The organism is Rhodococcus sp. NFXS4 (assembly GCF_058139645.1).
Genome location: NZ_CP192221.1, coordinates 2798503 through 2817192, shown reverse-complemented (window position 1 = coordinate 2817192; position 18690 = coordinate 2798503). Strand labels below are relative to the sequence as shown.

Here is an 18690-nt window from a genome sequence, read left to right as displayed (position 1 = left end):
CAGCTCGATCGTGTGTGTGAAACGACTTCTTCGAACTCTAATCCCATGCTCGGACACGCACTAATTCGCGTTGGGCCTGGCGTTTCCCTGCCGACCGGAAGTTAGGTTTGCCTGTCCAATGACCTGGTGGGTCGCTCGGAGTTGCCTGCAGTGGCAGCCTCGACGTGACAGGATCGCCCTCATGCCGGAAGTCGACTGGAAATCCTTGCGCGACAGTGCTCGTGAGGCTATGACCCACGCCTACGCGCCCTATTCGAACTACCCCGTGGGGGCCGCTGCGACAGTGGACGACGGACGCATCGTCGCCGGATGCAATGTGGAAAATGTCTCATACGGTCTTGGGCTCTGCGCCGAGTGCGGACTGGTGTCTGCGCTGAATGCGAGCGGCGGCGGACGCCTGATCGCGTTCTCGTGCTGCGACAGTCGAGGCTCGATCCTGCTGCCGTGCGGCCGTTGTCGGCAGCTTCTGTTGGAGTTCGGCGGAGGCGATCTGCTGATCGACACGGCGTCGGGTGTGCGTCCACTGAGCGACCTCCTCCCCGAGGCGTTCGGTCCCGACGATCTCGCCGCCGGGCAGGTCTCGAGCACCGCTGAGAAGGCGGTGACCGATGCCTGATGCCGTATCGGTGATAGCCACCAAACGCGATGGCCACACCCTTTCTTCGGACCAGATCTCGTGGATGGTCGACGCGTACACCCGTGGCGACGTGGCGGACGAGCAGATGTCGGCCCTCACGATGGCCATTCTGCTGCGCGGCATGACACGCGTGGAGATCCGTCAGTGGACCGACGCGATGATCGCCTCGGGCAGCCGCATGGACTTCTCGTCCATCTCGCGTCCCACCGTCGACAAGCACTCCACGGGCGGTATCGGGGACAAGATCACGCTCCCGATCGCACCCCTCGTCGCGGCGTGCGGTGCGGCGGTGCCGCAGCTGTCGGGACGCGGTCTCGGCTACACAGGCGGCACGCTGGACAAGCTGGAGTCCATTCCGGGCTGGCGGGCCGATCTCACGGCCGACGAGATGACCCGACTCCTCGACGACCCCGCTGTCGGCGCGGTGATCTGCGCTGCGGGTGCGGATCTGGCCCCGGCGGACAAGAAGCTGTACGCCCTGCGTGACGTCACCGGCACCGTCGAGTCGATCCCGATGATCGCCGCGTCGATCATGAGCAAGAAGATCGCCGAGGGGACGGGCGCACTGGTCCTGGACGTGAAGTGCGGATCGGGTGCGTTCATGAAGTCGCTGGATCAGGCGCGCGAGCTCGCCGCGACGATGGTCGAGCTCGGCACCGATTCGGGCGTCAACACGGTCGCCGTGGTCACCGACATGTCCACCCCGCTCGGCCTCACCGCCGGCAACGCTCTCGAGGTGCAGGAATCCCTCGACGTCCTGGCCGGCGGCGGCCCCGCGGACGTCGTCGAGCTGACTCTCGCGCTGGCGCGCGAGATGGTCGCGGCCGCCGGACTCGACGGTGTCGATCCGGCCGACAAACTGCGCGACGGCACGGCCATGGACCGATGGCGGGCGATGATCGCCGGACAGGGCGGCGATCCCGATGCGCCGCTGCCCGTGGCACGACATACTCACGACGTCGTGGCCGACCGCGACGGCGTGGTCACCCGTGTGGACGCCATGGCGGTGGGTATCGCCGCCTGGCGGCTGGGTGCCGGGCGCGAGCGGCAGGGCCAGCAGGTCCAGGCAGGAGCAGGGGTGCGCATGCATGTCAGACCGGGAGAGCGGGTGTCCGCCGGGAGTTCGGTGTTCACGCTGCACACGGACACCCCGGAACGGTTCGACGGTGCGCTCGAGGCGCTGACGGACGGATGGGCCGTCGGCGACGACGCTCCTGCCGTCTCGCCGCTGATCCTGGATCGGATCGGTACGTAGCGTGACGCGCGCTCGGTGGTCCCTCGTCACGCTGGTGGGGGTGATGCTCGCGATCCTGCTGGGCGCGTGCGGGTCGTCCTCGGACGAGCCGTTGATCGACACGGTCACCGACAACGGTGTGCTCGTGGTCGGCACGGAGGGCACGTACAGCCCCTTCAGTTTCCAGGGGTCCGACGGTGACCTGACGGGGTACGACATCGACGTCGTCCGCGCGGTCGGGGAGAAACTCGGCGTACGCGTCGAGTTCGTCCAGACGCCGTTCGACTCGATCTTCGCCGGTCTCGAGTCCGGCCGGTTCGACCTCATCGCAAACCAAGTGACCGTCAACGACGAACGGCAGGCCAAGTACGACCTCTCGCGGCCGTACACCGTCTCCGACGGCGAGATCGTCGCGCGGGCGGGGGACACGTCGATCACCTCGCTGGCGGATCTGGCCGGCCGGACCACGGCGCAGTCGTCGACGAGCAACTGGGCCGAGGTGGCCACCGACGCAGGCGCTCAGGTGCAGGCCGTCGAGGGATTCGTCCAGGCGGTGACGCTGGTCAAGGACGGCCGTGTCGACGCCACCGTCAACGACTCGCTCGCCATCGCCGAGTACTTCGCGCAGACCGGGGACACGGGTGTCGCCGTCGCCGCCCAGACCGGGGACACCAGCCTGCAGGCCTTCGCCGCCCGCAAGGACAGCGGCCTGATGGAGCAGGTGAACACCGCGCTGGAGGAGCTGCAGGACGACGGCACGCTGGCGGCGGCCTCGGAGCGCTACTTCGGGTCCGACGTCGCGGTGCCGGATCCGCAGACCGCCGCGGCCACCGCCCCCACCGCCGAGGCCGGGGCCACCGAGTCGACTCAGGAACTGATCACCCGCAACCTGGTGCCGATGCTGAAGGCCACCGTCACCACGACGTTGCCGCTCACCGCGATCAGCTTCGTCATCGGTCTCGCGATCGCGCTGGCCGTGGCACTGGCCCGCATCTCCTCGATCCGACCCCTGTCGCTGCTCGCGCGCTTCTACGTCTCGATCGTCCGCGGCACGCCGTTGCTGCTGCAGCTGTTCATCGTGTTCTACGCGTTGCCGCAGTTCGGGGTGGTCATCTCGCCGTTCCCGGCGGCGGTGGTGGCGTTCAGCATCAACGTCGGTGGGTACGCGGCCGAGATCGTGCGGGCGGCCATTCTCGGCGTGCCCAAGGGCCAGTGGGAGGCGGCCGAGACCATCGGCATGGGGTACCGCACCACGCTGCAGCGCATCGTCCTGCCGCAGGCGCTGCGCACCGCGGTGCCGCCGTTGTCCAACACGTTGATCTCGTTGGTGAAGGACACATCGCTGGCGTCCACGATCCTGGTCACCGAGCTGCTCCGAGTGGCGCAGCTCGCGGCGGCCCCCACCTTCGACTTCTTCGCGCTCTACTCGGTGGCCGCGGTGTACTACTGGATCATCTGCATCGTCCTGTCCTCCGTGCAGGGCAGACTCGAGACCCGACTGGACAGGTACGTGGCGCGATGACCGAGAAGCCCTTGATCGAGGCGACGGGACTGCGGAAGTCGTTCGGCGACAACCACGTTCTGCAGGGAGTCGACTTCACCGCCGACCGCGGCACGGTCACCGTCGTCGTGGGTCCGTCGGGCTCCGGCAAGACCACGCTGCTGCGCGGGCTCAACGCGCTCGACCCGGTGGACTCCGGCACCGTGCGCATCGGCGACGTGTCCGCGGACTTCGGTGAGCTGGCGTCGGCTCCGCGTGGCCGCGTCCGGTCGGCGACGGCAGCGCTGCGTGCACAGAGCGGCATGGTGTTCCAGAGCCACAACCTGTTCCCGCACAAGACGGTGCTGCAGAACGTCGTCGAGGGTCCCGTGATCGTGCAGAAGCACCCGCGGGCGGAGGCCGAGGCGGCGGGCAGGGAACTGCTCGCGCAGGTCGGTCTCACCGGCAAGGAGGACCAGTACCCGTTCCAGCTGTCGGGTGGCCAGCAGCAACGCGTCGGGATCGCCCGTGCACTCGCCCTGGCGCCCGAGCTCATGCTGTTCGACGAGCCCACCTCGGCGCTCGATCCCGAGCTCGTCGGCGAGGTGCTGTCGGTCATGAAGAACCTCGCGAGCGAGGGCTGGACCATGGTCGTGGTCACTCACGAGATCCGGTTCGCGCAGCAGGTGGCCGACCAGGTGCTGTTCGTCGACGGGGGAGTCGTGGTCGAGAGAGGCACCCCCACCGATGTGCTGACGCACCCGGCGCAGGAGAGGACGCAACAGTTCCTCAAACGCATCCTCGACCCGCTGTAGGCGAGGGGCGCGAGGCGCGGCCGCGAACACTACAGTCGGGACATGGATGACGATCTGACGGTTGCTCCGGACAGCGCGGCACGACTGAGCGGTCCGGCACCCCTGGACATGCAGAACATCGCCCGCGCGCCGAAGGCGTTGTTGCACGACCATCTCGACGGCGGGCTCCGGCCGTCGACCGTGCTGGAACTGGCGAGCGAGTGCGGGTACGACGGGCTTCCCGCGTCGGACGCGGAGAGCCTCGGCCGGTGGTTCCGCGACGCCGCCGACAGCGGCTCCCTGGAGCTGTATCTCGAGACGTTCGCGCACACCGTCGCCGTCATGCAGACGGCCGAGGGACTGCAGCGCGTGGCGCGCGAGTGCGCCGAGGATCTGGCCGCCGACGGTGTCGTCTACGCCGAGGTGCGCTACGCGCCCGAGCAGCACCTGGAGAAGGGGCTGACACTGGACGAGGTGGTCGAGCACACCCTGGAAGGGTTCCGCCAGGGCGAGAGCGCCGCCCGTGCGGCCGGTCGGCCCATCGTCATCGGATGCCTCCTCACCGCGATGCGGCATGCCGCGCGTTCCCGCGAGATCGCCGAACTGGCGGTCCGGTACCGCGACCAGGGTGTCGCGGGCTTCGACATCGCCGGCAAGGAAGCGGGCTTCCCCCCGAGCCGGCACCTCGACGCGTTCGAGTACATGCGTGCGAACAACGCGCACTTCACCATTCACGCCGGTGAGGCGTTCGGCCTGCCTTCCATCCACGAAGCGATCGCGTTCTGTGGCACGGACCGGTTGGGCCACGGTGTGCGCATCGTCGACGACATCACCACGAACGCCGACGGCGCCCGCGAACTCGGCCAGCTCGCGAACTATGTGCGGGACAAGCGGATTCCGCTGGAACTGTGCCCCAGCTCCAACGTCCAGACGGGCGCCGTGGCCAGCATCGAGGAGCACCCCTTCGACATTCTGGCCCGCTTACGGTTCCGCGTCACCGTGAACACGGACAACCGGTTGATGAGCGACACCTCGATGAGCAAGGAGATGTACCGGCTGGCCACGGCATTCGGCTACGGGTGGTCGGACCTCGAGCGGTTCACGATCAACGCGCTCAAGTCGTCGTTCCTGCCGTTCGATCAGAGGTTGGCGTTGATCGACGACGTCGTGAAGCCGGGGTATCGGGTGTTGTTGGGGTAGCGGCTCATTGGGCGGAAGGGGGTCTCCACGCCGTCGGTTGGGGGGATGGGCGTCGATAATTTCACTAAACGCACCATGACTGCTGAAAAGTCAGTTCAGCACAGTTTCGGCTTGCGGCCGTGTCCGACGAGGGGCGCCCCTCGGTCATTCGACTGCTTCGTGGTCGCGAGCTGTTCGACGACCACGTGTGTCACAGGGGAGTGCCTCGCACATCGCGCGGGCGCCGCTGTTTCGGGCCGTTGCCAAGAACGGCAACCTCGGCACTACACCCTTGTCCGGGGCCGCGATCCACAAGGTCATTCGACGCCGCGGCGAACGCGCCGGTTACGACGACGCATTCGTCAGCCAGTTGGGCGGCCACTCACTTCGCTCCGGGTTCGTCACCCAGGCGTTCCGCAACGGTGCAGATGCACACGCCATCATGCGGCAGACCGGGCACACCGCACCGGCCATGCTCGAACGCTACGCACGCGAGCATGCCCCGCTGATCGGCAACGCCGTCACCGAAATCGGACTATAAAAGCCGCACTCCGTTAGCCAGGACGCTCGTACCGGTTCGAGTTCACTGCCCCGCTTGGGGCTAGGTGATCTCCGAGTCAGCACAAGCCGACTGCCAGGCGTCGGTCACAACGCGATTTCGGTAGGCCAACCGCCAACCCAGCAAGCACTGCGAAAGCAGTAGGCGACAAGGTCAGCCGTGTCCACTTTCGGATCCTCTTTTGTGGTACCGTAAGTGGACTACGGGAAGAAGGTTGATCGATGACTGAGGTCTTATCGCATCCCCTGTCGGGGAGCGGCCCCGACGACCAGCTGCAGCCGTTCGACCTCACGGTCTCGGAGATTCACGAACGCGTGATCCACGCTGGGCTCGCAGCTGCTCGCGACGTGAGCCCGCTGGCTCCTCGTGGGACGCAGGGCCGTCACATGAACGATACTTGCGTCGCAGCGCTTCGTAGCGTTCTGCTTTCGAAGTCCGGCTGGCAGATCGAGCAAACTGACGGGGTTTCGCGCACGGTCCATCGAGGAAAGCGATTGGCGATCGTTCCCGCCTCGGGTAACGAACACACGGGCCTTGAGTACGGAAAGAACGACCTCACTACTGCTTGGCCGAAGGGTCCAGCGGCGCATTCAAAAGCAGACCTCGCAGGCCCGGCGGGATTTGAAGCCGTCGACCCGGTCGAATCCAACTGGAAGGCAGTCGGGCGGGTCTCAGCAAGTGAGTGGGCACTATGGTACTTACTTTACTTCCGGGTTGACGGCGAAGTCCGCATCGAGCTCAGTGCTCCAAAAACTTTCGACAAGAGCGGCTTCCCCCGCGGTTGGGATGAGCGAATCATTGTCCCGCCCTATCTGTCGGGCGATCTACCTCTGGACGATGAATCCGGTGAGGAAGATAATGGTAGTCTCGTTGACGTGCCCGTCCATCCCAGATGACGAATACGGAATTTGTTCCCGCTCGGCTCGAATTCGCAAGACGGCGTCGCGGAATTCCTCGAACGAAGCTGGCTGCGCTAGTTGACGTGGCCCCGAAAACTGTCCAGCGGTGGGAGTCCGGCGCGGTAGCCCCGCCCAAGCAGAGCGTCCAAAAGCTTGCTGATGCCTTGCGTGTGTTGCCTTCTTTTTTCTATTCTCCCGAAATTGACTCTTTACCGGAAGGTGCAGTCAGTTTCCGCGCGCTAAGCAAAATGACCGCGGCCGAGCGTGATGGCGCGACGGCGGCGGGTCGACTTGGCGTTGAGTTTGTACGGTGGCTTGAGGGGAGATTCCATCTTCCATCAAATGATGTTCCAACGCTTACAGGATGGGATCCTGAGGTCGCCGCCGAGAGTGTTCGTGCTCGATGGGACCTCGGAACCGGCATGATCCGTCATCTGCTTCCATTATGTGAGTTGCATGGGGTGCGGGTGCTAAGCGTTGCGCCTGACTACCGGAGCGTTGACGCGTTCAGCTTTTATGATCATGGAACTCCGTTTATCTTCCTCGACACCAGTAAGACTGCGGAACGACTGCGGTTCGATACCGCCCATGAACTTGGACACCTAGTCATGCATGGTGAATCGGAACGCCCTCATGGAAAAGAGGCTGAAACCGAGGCTAACCGATTCGCAAGCGCCTTTTTAATGCCACGTGACAGCATTCTTGCATCGGGCCTATTTGGGGCTAATGTTGATCAAATCATTCGCGCTAAGGGTAAGTGGAATGTGGCTGCGATGGCGCTTGCCCATCGACTGAATGCACTCGGACTCTTGACAGAGTGGGGTTATCGATCCGTCTGCGTCGATCTCAGCAAGAGAGGCTTTCGGCGTTCGGAACCCGGCTCAAAGCTCGTCCAAGAATCATCGCAAATTTTGCAGAAAGCTATGACCTCTCTACGCGACGACGACTTGACGACGACAAAGATCGCCGCGCAGTTTGGGCTTCCATCGGACGAACTAGCTGCGTATTTGTTCGGTCTCGCGGTAACGTCACAGGCAGGCGGAGGCGTCGCGGGTCAAGGGTCGAAGCGGGCCCCTTTGCGCGTCGTGCGATAACGATGAATGTTTTGGATGAGTCGGTGGTCTGTCTCACGCCTAACCCGCTAATATAATCCCTTTGATAGTCGAGGTGGTCTTCTGCGCGTCGGACTATCTAGATTGGCGTAATTACCGTGCACCGGGATTAAGACGACTACGCCATCCTGCCGACCCCTCCGTGTTGTACATCGACGAAGGCTCAGAGATCGCCGGTCGACTCGCACGCTCGCTGGTCGCGCAGCCGCACCGCCACGGCGGGGAAGTCCAGTTCATCGAGGCCCCGATGCCTGCGGCCGGGTATGCCGACCCACTGGCGACCACGACGACGGGATGCTCGAACACCTCGGCGAGCCAATAACTACCACTAGTCTCGCCCGCCGAGCCGACATGGGCCCGCGCAGTTTCGTGCGGCACTTCGCCGGCTCCACTGGGCCGACCCCGCATCAGTGGCTACAACGGCATCGCAGCCTTATGGCGCAGCGACTGCTCGAGACCGGCGAGCGTCTAGGTCGTGGCTGACAGGAGCGGGATGGGGACCGCTACCAATCTGCGCAGGTACTTCCGTCATCAAGTCGGAACTAGCCCCAGTCTGTACCGAGAATGGTCTCTCTGGATAGTACTGAATCCGAAACTTGGCCAGGATGACGACGGCATCGACTCCGCATCGAGCCGGTCGAGCGGTTGCTCGGTCAGCGGGGTCGACGATCCGCAAGGCGGACGGTGCGTTAACACTGTTGAAGCGACCCCACGCTTACACTCCCACTCGTGCACCGCATCTTCACCACCCCCGTCTCGTCCGTGTATCCGCACTACGTCACCAAGGTGGAGCGCAAGGGTCGGACGAAGGACGAGCTCGACGAGGTCGTCCGCTGGCTCACGGGCTTCGACGACGCCGAGTTGGCGCAGCACCTCTCGGCGGACACGACGTTCCTCGAATTCTTCGAGGCCGCGCAGCTGAATCCGAACGCGCCGCTCATCACCGGGTCGGTGTGTGGGGTGCGGGTGGAGTCGGTGGAGGATCCACTGATGCAGAACATCCGTCGCCTCGACAAGCTCGTCGACGAGCTTGCCAAGGGGCGACCGATGGCGACGATCCTCCGCGCCTGATCCGCGCGCCGACCGTCAGGTGGTCGGACGCAACCGGGTCTCGAAGTCGCGCTCGAGGGCGCGCCACGACTCCGCCTCCGCGTCGAACGGGGCGCTCGGAGCCATGCGTCCGTCCACCGGCTCGAGGATGTAGGAGATGAGCCAGCCGAGGGGAGTGGCCGACGCCAGTGCCTCCTCGACGGACGCGTCCTTGGCGTAGTCGGCTGCGTCGGTGAACAGTTCGACGGCGAGATCGAGCTGATCGGCGTCGACGGATTCCGGTCCGCGGGCCAGGTCGTCGGCGAGCCCGGGCAGCACGTACACGTTCTCGTCGGTCACCTGCACGTCGAGAGAACCGTCGACGGCCGCGGTGCGCACGTCGTCGTACGTGCTGACCGTCGTGAGGTCGTGGTCGTGATCGTCGGCCAGGTAGCGGGCGAGCGCGCGCTCGCTGCCGAACACGAAGATCGCGCCCGAACGTCCCAGGAACAGCGGCTCGTCGTCGAGGTAGCAGCGCAGTGTGTAGTAGGTGTCCTCGGAGGTGATGATGCGCACCGGATCGATACCCACCGAGCCCCAGAAGGTCTCGTCCTCGTCCTCGTCCTCGTCATCGGTGTCGACGGGGACCACGACTACGTCGGAGTCGTCCGAGGAGGTGTCGTCGTCCGTGTCGATGTCCTCGTCGTCCAGATCCTCTGCGTCCACGATGTTCTCGGCTGCGGCCGTGATCTCCGCATCGGCCACGGCAGTCGCCTCGGCATCGACGTCGGGAGTGGTCAGGACGGTGTCGATGGCGTCGAGGACGGCGTCCCACCCCTTCGCCACGACGGCACCGATACGGTTCCACAGCTGCGAGCCCTCACGCCCGACGAAGGCGTCGGCACCGCGGGACAGCACTCCGAGAAGCGCATTGGCAGAGAAGAAGCGAGTGACGGCATCCAGTTCGCAGACCTCGCCGAGGGTGCGTGCCATCTCGAGGGAGCGGGCCAGCTCGATGATGGAGTCCTCGTCCGGATCCCCCGCGGCGAGCTCCGGAACGCCCACGAGGTCGTAGACGTGGTCGTCGTCCGGCTCGATGTGCGCTGCGGAGAGCGCGACGACGGTGCGCCACTGCGGATGGTCGACGAGGTCGTTGTCGGTGTCGGTGCGGATGAACGCCGCCATCTCGGCCACCGACGGGAACGCGTAGAGATCGTCCTCGCGACCGAGGAAGGCCTCCCACTCCTCGCCGTCCTCACGCCACTCGGGCGCCCACAGGGTGACGAGGTCGCCGGCAGTCACACCGAGTTCGATCGGGACGATGTCTCCAGCCATGGCCGCGAGCCTATCCCAGCCGCCGGGCGTCCTCACTGGACGCCGTGTCCAGCCCCAGACGCAGGGCGGCGTGGATGTCGGCACGCTCGAGAACGACGGCCAGAACGGCTGTGTTCACCGCGTGGACGATCGCCGCCTCGACCCGATGACAGCGCATCTCTCGGACGTCGTCCTCGACGGTGAGGCCGACCAGACGTCCGTGCGCGTCCACCTCGGCCCGGACGAGCGCGTCGTCCCTGTCGTTGCGACCGCGCACGCGGGCCAGGTCGTCGAGAGTCCGGTGCAGCAGGGCGGACACGCGTCGTGCCGAACCGGACGAGTCGATCTCGACGAGCTCGTCGTCGGCAGGGCCCGCCGTGGGCACCGGCGCCACCGGATGCGCGAGCCCGTGCAGCATCCGCACCGCGGCAGCCACCGCGGAACCCCCGAAGGCGAGCTCCCTACGTTCGAGCTCCAGGTCCACGATCTCGCCGGACGGCAGCACCACGATGCGTCCGGCGCGCGAGGTGGCGTGTCCGCCGGTCATGCGGTCGGCCGGTAGAAGCCGTGGAAGCTCATGCCGACGTTCGACGTCCGGACGGCACTGACGCTGACCGGGTCGCCCGCCTCCACCATCTGACCGTTCCCCACCACCATCGCGACGTGACCGTCCCACACGGCGAGGTCGCCCGGCATCAGGTCCTCGGCGCTCACCGGGCTGCCCACCGCCTGGTCGGCCGCGAGCCGCGGCAGGTCCACTCCGGCGGTGCCGTACGCGCTCTGTGTGAGTCCGCTGCAGTCCAGGCCCTGGCCGGGGGTGGTGCCGCCCCACACGTACGGCGTGCCCTGCTGGGCGAGCGCGAAGCGGACGGCTCCGGCCGCGCGCTCGTTGGGCGCCATGGCGGTGCTGCCGTCGGGAAGCGTCACGAGCGTGCCGGTCCCGTCGGCGCCGGGCGACGCCGGATCGGCCGGCTGCTCCGGAGCCGTCGGCGCGAACAGCCCGCGGAGAGCCGCGTCCGGCGACGCGGGCAGAGACGGAAGCGCGGGAACCTCCGGCACGACGAGTGCGCCGACGCGGGCGGCCAGGACATCGAGCTCTGCTCGCACCCGAGCGTGGACGGCGAGAGCATTGTCGAGGTGGTGCGTCGCGTGGGCGATGAGTGCGGTCTGTCCCGGGGGAGTGAGGGCCGCGGGCGCGAGTGCCGCTGCGCCCGTGAGGAAAGCGGCCATGATGGTCTGCAGCTCGGCGACCCCACGCGCGACGCTCCCCTGCGCCTCGGCGGCGAGTGACTGCAGCGCGCCGGCGTGCTCGATCATCGACCCGGCCGCGGCGGCGCCGCGCACGGTGAGGTCGAGAGCGGCCTCGGACGCGGGTCCGGACCACGCGTCCGAGAGAGCGGTGACTCCGTCGGTCACCTGTCGCGAGGCGTCGGACAGTGACGCGATGCCCGAGTCGAGGGAATCGGTGTCGGGGGACGGACAGCCGGTGCCGAGAGAGCGGATCAGAGTCTCGAGGGGCGCGGCCAGCAGATCGATCATCGCGGTGCACCGGTGCCGACGAGCACGTCGGACAGCGCGGTGTCGCCCTCGCCGTAGGACCGCGCTGCGGACTGCACGGACGACCCGAGGTGCTCGAACAGGTCGGACAGCGCGCCGAGGCCGTCGGCGTAGCGCGCCGCGGCACCGGCGAACGCGACTCCGAAGTCGGCTCCGACGAGGCCGAGCGTTGCCGCGGAGCCCGTTGCCGCCCGCGCCGCCGTGGACGCGTCCCGCACGAGGAATGCGGCGTCGGTCAGACGGCCGGCACCGTCGTGCAGACCGTCCACTCGGACGTCGAATGTCGTACCGCTCTCGGCCACTGCAGTCCACCGTTCACTCGCGTGCTCGCACCGTCTCGAAGTCAGACGGTGCGGAGCGGCTCGCGGTTCCCCGATCACGCGGATCCGTTCGACCGGGAGTGGGCGCCGATCGCCGACTAGGGTGATCCCGGTGAACACCACGCCCGACATGGACACCCGCGTACTCGACCACCCCCTCGCGTCCGCGCTGCTGACCCAGATGCGCGACCAGTCGACGGACAACCCCGCGTTCCGATCCGCACTGCGCCAGCTGACCCAGATGCTGGTCTACGAGGCGCTGCGCGACGCGCCCGTGGTCGAGTTCGACGTCACGACGCCGGTCGCGGTGACCACCGGGACGCGCCTGAAGTCGCCGCCGCTGCTGGTGCCGGTGTTGCGCGCGGGCCTGGGCATGGTGGAGAAGGCCAGCTCGCTGATCCCGCAGTCGCGGATGGGCTTCGTCGGCATCGCGCGCGACGAGAAGACACATCAGCCGGTGCCGTACATAGAATCGCTGCCCGACGACCTGGCCGGTTACCCGGTGTACGTCCTCGACCCGATGCTCGCCACGGGCGGGTCGATGGTCCACACCATCGAGCTGCTGGTGCAGCGCGGCGCGGACGACGTCACGTGCATCTGCGTCGTGGCCGCCCCCGAGGGAGTGCAGGCACTCGCGTCGTCGGGACTGCCCGTGCGCCTCGTCGCCGCGAGCATCGACGAGGGGCTGAACGAGAACGCGTACATCGTGCCGGGCCTCGGTGACGCCGGGGACCGCCAGTTCGGTCCTCGCTAGAGCGAGCGGGCGAAGTCGGCCAGGGACTCGAGCGTGTCGGCCGCGCGAGTCCTGGCCGGAGCCAGATCCTCCGCCGTCGCCACCGGCTCGACCACTTCGAGGTAGGCCTTCAGCTTCGGTTCGGTTCCCGACGGCCGAACGATGACGCGGAACCGTTCGCTGGTCAGTTCCACTGCATCGGTGCGGAGTTCGGCGTCGGGGGTGTTCAGGTCGCGTACGGTCACCGTCGCACCCGCCAACGTCGTCGGTGGGGCGGAACGCAGGCGCGTCATCATGTCGCCGATCTCCGAGAGGTCGGTGACGCGCCGCGACACCTGGGTGCCCACGCGCGCTCCGAACTCGCGGTCGAGATCGTCGAGGACGTCGAGGATCGTGCGTCCCTCCTCGGCCAGGTCGGCCGCGATGTGTGCGAGCAGCACGGCAGCCGAGATGCCGTCCTTGTCTCGCACCGCGTCCGGGTCGACGCAGTGTCCGATCGCCTCCTCGTAGGCGTACACCAGGCCGTCGCCGGCGCGCACGAGCCACTTGAAGCCGGTGAGCGTGCGCCGGTAGCGGGCACCGCGGGCCGGCGCGAGCGCCGAGAGCAGGCTCGACGACACGATGGTGCTGGCCACGAGTGATCCCGGCGGCGCCGACCGCAGGATGTGGTCTGCGATCACCGCTCCCGTCTCGTCGCCGGTGAGCATGCGGACACCGTTCGGTCCGCGCACGCCGATCGCGCACCGGTCCGCGTCCGGGTCCAGAGCGATGGCCAGTGCCGCGTCGACCTCGGCGGCGAGCGCCAGCACCTGGTCCGCCGCGCCCGGCTCCTCGGGGTTGGGAAAGGTCACGGTGGGAAAGTCCGGGTCGGCGTCGAACTGCGACGTCACGATGTGGACGTCGGTGACACCGCTGCGGCGCAACGCCTCCACGGCCACGGGCCCGCCGACCCCGTGCATCGGAGTGAGTGCCACACGGAGGGTGGAGTGCGACGGCCGCTCGGGAACGCGCTGTGCCACCCGGTCGAGGTACTGCTCGATCACGGGGTCCGCGGTGGGCGTGACGGCGGTGCGTGCGATCGAGGACGCACCCGGCGCCTGCCGGATGAACTCCTCGATCTCCCGGTCGGCGGGCGACACCAACTGGGCGCCGCCGTCGAGGTAGACCTTGTAGCCGTTGTCTGCCGCGGGATTGTGCGAAGCGGTGATCTGAATGCCGGCGACGGCGCCGCGTGACCTCGTGGCGAACGCGAGCACCGGGGTCGGCGCCGGGTCCGGGAGCAGGGTGACGCGGAAGCCCGCCGCGGCCAGGACCTCGGCCGCGGCGACGGCGAACTCCGCGGAGCCGTGCCGGGCGTCCCGGCCCACCACCACCTCGGAGCCGGTCGCGTGATGACGCGAGAGATACTGCGCCACACCGTGTGTGGCCCTCGTGACGACGGCGACATTCATGCCGCCGGGCCCGGCCTGCACGGGTCCGCGCAGACCCGCGGTGCCGAACGTGAGCGCACCGGCGAACCGCGAGGCCAGATCACTCGCGTCGAGATCGCGCAGTTCCGCCTGCGTCGCGGGGTCCGGATCGTCCTCGATCCACTGCCGGACGACGGCGTCGAGTTCTGTCACAGTTGCGGGACCAGCCGTCGCAGCAGAGTTCCCATCCGCTCGGCCGAGGCGGCGCCGGCGGCGATCACCTCGTCGCCGTCCAGATGCTCTCCGGTCATCCCGGCCGCGAGGTTGGTCACCAGCGAGATACCGAGGACACGGGCATCCGCACCCCGAGCCGCGATGGTCTCGTGCACCGTGGACATGCCGACGAGGTCGGCGCCCAGCGTGCGGAGCATGCGGATCTCGGCGGGCGTCTCGTAGTGCGGGCCGGGCAGTCCGGCGTAGACGCCGTCGGTCAGGCTCGGGTCGATTCCTCGGGCCACCTCGCGCAGGTCGGCCGAGTACGCGTCGACCAGATCGACGAACTGGGCGCCGATCAGCGGTGACCGCGCCGTCAGGTTGAGGTGGTCGGAGATCAGCACGGGATCGCCTACAGCCATGCCCTCACGGATGCCGCCCGCCGCGTTGGTCAGGACGATGGTGCGAGCGCCGGCGGCGGCCGCCGTGCGGACGGGATGGACCACGCGGCCGAGATGATGTCCCTCGTACGCATGGGTGCGCCCGAGCAGGATCAGGACCTGTGTGCCCTCGACGTCCACGGACCACATCGCATTGGAGTGGCCCAGCGCCTTGGGTGCGGCGAAGCCGGGCAGCGAGGACATGGGAACGATGTGCTGGGGTGTGCCGAACTGCTCCGCGGCCTTCTGCCACCCGGATCCGAGGACCACTGCCACGGGATGCTCGGCGATGCCGGTGATCCGGGCCAGGGCGGCGGCGGCCGCCTCCGCGGCTCCGGTGGGATCGGTCTCGGGATCGACGAGTGCGTTCTCCGAGTCGGCCGGTACGGGGGGAGTGCTCACACGTCCGACCCTATCGCCGCGGGCGGGTGTTCGCTGCGGCAGGCGAGACGGCGGAGTGTCAGGTGTGGGCTCGGTAGAGACGCCAGAACCACACAGACGCGGCCGAGGCGATCACGGCGCCCGATCCGAACGCGCCGACGAACAACAACATCGCGGAGAGGGCCGCGAGCAGCGCTATCACACCGAGCTGGAGGATCGCCGCGAGAGCCATGACTGCACGGTCCTCCGGAAATCGGTCCCGCGCAACCGAGCGTCGCCGGCGTCGATCGGGGTCTGGTTACCGACGAGTACCATCCGTCCATGCCTTCACTCGATCGCCACGGAGACGTCTTCGTCCTCAGCCTCGCCCACGCCGACGGCGTCAACCCGGAGAACCGCTTCCACCCGGAGTGGATCGAGCAGGTGCACACGCTCCTCGACGAGGCCGAGGCGTCGGAGGGTCCGGCCGCGTTGGTGACCGTCGGCGGCGGCAAGTTCTACTCGAACGGCCTGGACACCGACTACCTGTTCAGCCACGCGGACTCCATTCCGGAGTACCTCGACCTGGTGCACACCGTCTACACCCGGCTGCTGCGCTTCCCGATGGCCACGGTCGCCGCCGTACAGGGCCATGCCTTCGGCGCCGGCGCGATGCTCGCCCTGTGCCACGACACGTCCGTCATGCGCGCGGACCGGGGCTTCTTCTGCCTTCCCGAGGTGAACCTCGGCATGCCGTTCACCGAGGGCATGTCGACGCTGCTGGCCGAGCGCCTGCCGAGTCGGACGATGATCGACGCGATGACCACCGGCCGTCGCTACGGCGGCGCGGACGCCCTCGAGTTCGGCATCGTGCAGGCCGTCGCCGGCGAGGACGAGCTGCTGTCCACCGCGGTGGCGCAGGCGGCCGAACGGGTGTCCACCCGCGGCGCCAACCTCACGTCCATCAAGGACAGCATCCACGTGCGCACCCTCGCCGCGCTGTCCGTCCCCACGGCGGAGAGCACCTTCTCACTGGGGCAGTGACACACTGAGTCCCGTGTCCTCGACCCTCGATTCCGTTCTCGACGCCGCGACCGGCGATCTCGTCGCCCTGTCGCACGCCGTGCACGCGCGTCCGGAGCTGGCCTTCGAGGAGCACTTCGCGTCGGCGGCGACGGCCGATCTGCTCGCAGGTGGCGGATTCGAGGTGCGGCGGGGCGTCGCGGGCCTGCCGACGGCGTTCGACGCGACCTACGGTTCGGGCGAGCTGGTGGTCGCCGTGTGCGCCGAGTACGACGCACTGCCGGAGATCGGCCACGCCTGTGGACACAACATCATCGCGGCGTCGGCGGTCGGTGCGGGGCTGGCACTCGCGTCGGTCGCCGACGAGCTGGGGCTGACCGTCCGGGTGCTCGGCACCCCGGCCGAGGAGTCCGGCGGCGGCAAGGTTCTCATGCTCGACGCCGGGGTGTTCGACGACGTCTCGCTGGCGATGATGGTGCATCCCGGTCCGTTCGACATCGCCGCCGCGCGCTCACTCGCGTTGTCGGACATCGCCGTTCGATACGCAGGGCGTGAAGCGCACGCCTCCGCGGCGCCCGAGTGGGGCATCAACGCGGGCGACGCCGTCACCGTCGCGCAGGTCGGTGTCGGCCTGTTGCGCCAGCATCTGCGCCCGGGTCAGCAGATCCACGGCATCGTCGGTCACGCCGGCACCGCCCCGAACATCGTCCCCGGATCGGCGGAGATGTTTTACTACCTGCGCGCGGACACTGCGGAGGCACTCGCCGATCTCGATCGCCGCGCGCGGGGATGCTTCGAGGCCGGAGCGGTGGCCACCGGGTGCACCCACGAGATCGTCACCGTGTCCCCGACCTACACCGAACTCACTCCCGATCCTTGGCTGGTGGCCGAATACCGTCGTGTCGCAAGCACTCTCGGTCGCGCACTGGTTCCCGAGGAGTTCGAGACCTCGCGCCCGTTCGGCAGCACGGACATGGGCAACGTCACCGCGCGGATCCCGGGCATTCATCCGGTGATCGGTCTCGATTCCGGCGGCGCGGTCACTCACCAGCCAGGTTTCACCACGGCGTGCATCACCGAGTCGGCCGACCGCGCCGTCGTCGACGGGGCCCGCGCCCTCGCTCGGGTGGCCGTCGCGGCGGCCACCGACCCACAGCAACGCTCTCGACTCGTCGAGGGCACACACGAGAGGACGGTACGACGATGAATCCGGCCGACGCCTGGATCGCAGCACACGGGGCGGATCTCGTGACGTGGCGTCGACGGATCCACATGCATCCCGAGCTGGCCAGGCAGGAATTCGAGACGACCAAGTTCGTCGCCGAGACCCTCACCGCCGCGGGTCTGTCCCCGGTGGTGCTTCCCAGTGGCAGCGGCGTCATCTGCGACATCGGCCCCGCCGGTCCGCGCGTCGCTCTGCGGGCCGACATGGACGCGCTGCCCCTGACGGAGTTCACCGGCGCCGAGTACTCGTCGACGGTCCCGGGTGTGTCCCATGCGTGCGGACACGACGCCCACACGACGGTTCTGCTGGCGACCGGGTTGGCGCTGGCCTCACTCGACTCGCTGCCGCACGGCGTCCGGCTGATCTTCCAGCCCGCCGAGGAAGTCATGCCCGGGGGCGCTCTCGACATGGTGGCCGCGGGCGCGCTGGAGAGCGTGTCGCAGATCTACGCGCTGCACTGCGATCCCCGTCTCGAGGTCGGACGCGTCGGCATCCGCGTGGGCGCGATCACCTCCGCGGCGGACACCGTGGAACTGCGGTTGGACTCGGCCGGCGGACACACCTCCCGTCCGCACCTGACGTCCGACCTGGTGTACGCGCTGGGCACGGCCATCACCGGTCTGCCGGGACTGCTGAGCCGCCGCGTCGACCCGCGCACCAGCACCGTCATGGTGTGGGGCGCAGTCGTCGCAGGTCAGGCCCCGAACGCCATCCCGCAGAAGGGGATGCTCACGGGCACGGTCCGGACGGGCGACCACGAGACGTGGGCACTGCTCGAGCCGCTGGTGCAGGAGATCGTCGCCGGCGTGCTCGCGCCCACCGGTGTGAAGTACGAGGTGCACTACCGCCGCGGCGTGCCGCCGGTGGTCAACGACGAACACGCCACCCGGCGCTTCGAGGCGGCCATCCGCTCGCTGGGCCCGGATGCCCTGGCCGACACCGCACAGTCCGGCGGCGGCGAGGATTTCTCGTGGTACCTGGAGCACGTGCCGGGCGCGATGGCGCGTCTCGGCGTGTGGTCGGGCGTCGGACCCCAGCTCGACATCCATCAGCCGACGTTCGACCTGGACGAGCGTGCGCTGGCCGTCGGTGTCCGCACGATGACGGCACTGGCGCTGGGACTGGGAGACGACCCCGTCGCCTGAGAATCAGAGCTGCCCGAGAATCAGAGCT

Annotated in this window: 20 protein-coding genes and 1 pseudogene; 14 read left to right on the top strand and 7 right to left on the bottom strand. The window is 68.0% G+C overall.

Features of this window, described 5'->3' with window-relative positions; genetic code table 11:
- Positions 1 to 181 precede the first annotated feature (181 nt).
- From J4E04_RS13155 to J4E04_RS13110, 10 genes and pseudogenes are all read left to right on the top strand, one after another.
- Positions 182 to 616 carry a cytidine deaminase gene (locus J4E04_RS13155; protein ID WP_490148762.1) on the top strand — a complete coding sequence of 145 codons (435 nt, stop codon included), beginning with the start codon at positions 182 to 184 and terminating at the stop codon, positions 614 to 616.
- Positions 609 to 1892, top strand: a complete 1284-nt coding sequence (locus J4E04_RS13150; protein ID WP_490148761.1) for a thymidine phosphorylase — start codon at positions 609 to 611, stop codon at positions 1890 to 1892. Before J4E04_RS13155 ends, J4E04_RS13150 begins: the two co-directional genes overlap by 8 nt.
- Before the next feature lie 43 nt (positions 1893 to 1935).
- The gene (locus tag J4E04_RS13145; RefSeq protein ID WP_222628573.1) at positions 1936 to 3393 is read left to right on the top strand and encodes an ABC transporter permease subunit; all 1458 of its coding nucleotides are present in this window, start codon (positions 1936 to 1938) and stop codon (positions 3391 to 3393) included.
- Positions 3390 to 4166, top strand: a complete 777-nt coding sequence (locus tag J4E04_RS13140; protein ID WP_056447689.1) for an amino acid ABC transporter ATP-binding protein — start codon at positions 3390 to 3392, stop codon at positions 4164 to 4166. The genes J4E04_RS13145 and J4E04_RS13140 overlap by 4 nt, the downstream gene beginning before the upstream one ends.
- A 108-nt stretch (positions 4167 to 4274) precedes the next feature.
- Positions 4275 to 5345: an adenosine deaminase gene (locus J4E04_RS13135; protein WP_037184105.1), complete on the top strand. Its 1071-nt coding sequence runs from the start codon at positions 4275 to 4277 to the stop codon at positions 5343 to 5345.
- A 122-nt stretch (positions 5346 to 5467) separates the two neighbouring features.
- Positions 5468 to 5865 (top strand): annotated as a pseudogene (locus tag J4E04_RS13130) (tyrosine-type recombinase/integrase); the annotation flags it as partial.
- A gap of 239 nt (positions 5866 to 6104) precedes the next feature.
- Positions 6105 to 6779, top strand: a complete 675-nt coding sequence (locus J4E04_RS13125) for a hypothetical protein (protein ID WP_490148760.1) — start codon at positions 6105 to 6107, stop codon at positions 6777 to 6779.
- The gene (locus J4E04_RS13120) at positions 6776 to 7876 is read left to right on the top strand and encodes a helix-turn-helix domain-containing protein (RefSeq protein WP_490148759.1); all 1101 of its coding nucleotides are present in this window, start codon (positions 6776 to 6778) and stop codon (positions 7874 to 7876) included. The genes J4E04_RS13125 and J4E04_RS13120 overlap by 4 nt, the downstream gene beginning before the upstream one ends.
- A 312-nt stretch (positions 7877 to 8188) precedes the next feature.
- The gene (locus J4E04_RS13115; protein ID WP_490148758.1) at positions 8189 to 8377 is read left to right on the top strand and encodes a helix-turn-helix domain-containing protein; all 189 of its coding nucleotides are present in this window, start codon (positions 8189 to 8191) and stop codon (positions 8375 to 8377) included.
- 246 nt (positions 8378 to 8623) lie between these two features.
- Positions 8624 to 8965 carry a DUF2200 domain-containing protein gene (locus J4E04_RS13110; protein ID WP_490148757.1) on the top strand — a complete coding sequence of 114 codons (342 nt, stop codon included), beginning with the start codon at positions 8624 to 8626 and terminating at the stop codon, positions 8963 to 8965.
- Between the two features lie 15 nt (positions 8966 to 8980).
- Here the strand turns inward: J4E04_RS13110 and J4E04_RS13105 are convergent, their stop codons facing one another.
- From J4E04_RS13105 to J4E04_RS13090, 4 genes are read right to left on the bottom strand one after another with little or no spacing between them, the layout of a single operon-like run.
- Complete coding sequence (locus tag J4E04_RS13105) at positions 8981 to 10258, bottom strand: primosomal protein (protein ID WP_490148756.1); 1278 nt, start codon at positions 10256 to 10258, stop codon at positions 8981 to 8983.
- Between the two features lie 10 nt (positions 10259 to 10268).
- Positions 10269 to 10784 (bottom strand): hypothetical protein, encoded by a 516-nt coding sequence (locus J4E04_RS13100; protein ID WP_222647906.1) that lies wholly within the window; start codon positions 10782 to 10784, stop codon positions 10269 to 10271.
- On the bottom strand, positions 10781 to 11776 hold the full coding sequence (locus J4E04_RS13095; RefSeq protein WP_490148755.1) for a C40 family peptidase: 996 nt from the start codon (positions 11774 to 11776) through the stop codon (positions 10781 to 10783). Before J4E04_RS13095 ends, J4E04_RS13100 begins: the two co-directional genes overlap by 4 nt.
- Positions 11773 to 12096, bottom strand: coding sequence for a hypothetical protein (locus J4E04_RS13090; protein ID WP_490148754.1), 324 nt, complete (start codon positions 12094 to 12096; stop codon positions 11773 to 11775). Before J4E04_RS13090 ends, J4E04_RS13095 begins: the two co-directional genes overlap by 4 nt.
- 148 nt (positions 12097 to 12244) lie before the next feature.
- Between J4E04_RS13090 and upp the strand changes: the two genes are divergently transcribed.
- Positions 12245 to 12868, top strand: coding sequence for a uracil phosphoribosyltransferase (gene upp / locus J4E04_RS13085; protein ID WP_490150551.1), 624 nt, complete (start codon positions 12245 to 12247; stop codon positions 12866 to 12868).
- Here the strand turns inward: upp and J4E04_RS13080 are convergent.
- The 3 genes from J4E04_RS13080 to J4E04_RS13070 are packed head-to-tail and all read right to left on the bottom strand — an operon-like array spanning position 12865 to position 15522.
- On the bottom strand, positions 12865 to 14469 hold the full coding sequence (locus tag J4E04_RS13080; protein WP_490148753.1) for a phospho-sugar mutase: 1605 nt from the start codon (positions 14467 to 14469) through the stop codon (positions 12865 to 12867). The two genes, upp and J4E04_RS13080, sit on opposite strands and share 4 nt — an antisense overlap.
- Entirely contained in the window at positions 14466 to 15353 is an 888-nt protein-coding gene (locus J4E04_RS13075) for a purine-nucleoside phosphorylase (protein WP_373428392.1), read from the bottom strand. The genes J4E04_RS13080 and J4E04_RS13075 overlap by 4 nt, the downstream gene beginning before the upstream one ends.
- A 16-nt stretch (positions 15354 to 15369) precedes the next feature.
- Entirely contained in the window at positions 15370 to 15522 is a 153-nt protein-coding gene (locus J4E04_RS13070; protein WP_490148752.1) for a hypothetical protein, read from the bottom strand.
- Positions 15523 to 15611: 89 nt separating this feature from the next.
- Here J4E04_RS13070 and J4E04_RS13065 point away from each other — a divergent pair, with 89 nt between their 5' ends.
- The 3 genes from J4E04_RS13065 to J4E04_RS13055 are packed head-to-tail and all read left to right on the top strand — an operon-like array spanning position 15612 to position 18662.
- Positions 15612 to 16313, top strand: coding sequence for an enoyl-CoA hydratase/isomerase family protein (locus J4E04_RS13065; RefSeq protein WP_222627188.1), 702 nt, complete (start codon positions 15612 to 15614; stop codon positions 16311 to 16313).
- Between the two features lie 13 nt (positions 16314 to 16326).
- Positions 16327 to 17499, top strand: a complete 1173-nt coding sequence (locus tag J4E04_RS13060; RefSeq protein WP_222627186.1) for a M20 family metallopeptidase — start codon at positions 16327 to 16329, stop codon at positions 17497 to 17499.
- Complete coding sequence (locus J4E04_RS13055; RefSeq protein WP_490148751.1) at positions 17496 to 18662, top strand: M20 family metallopeptidase; 1167 nt, start codon at positions 17496 to 17498, stop codon at positions 18660 to 18662. The genes J4E04_RS13060 and J4E04_RS13055 overlap by 4 nt, the downstream gene beginning before the upstream one ends.
- Positions 18663 to 18690 lie beyond the last annotated feature (28 nt).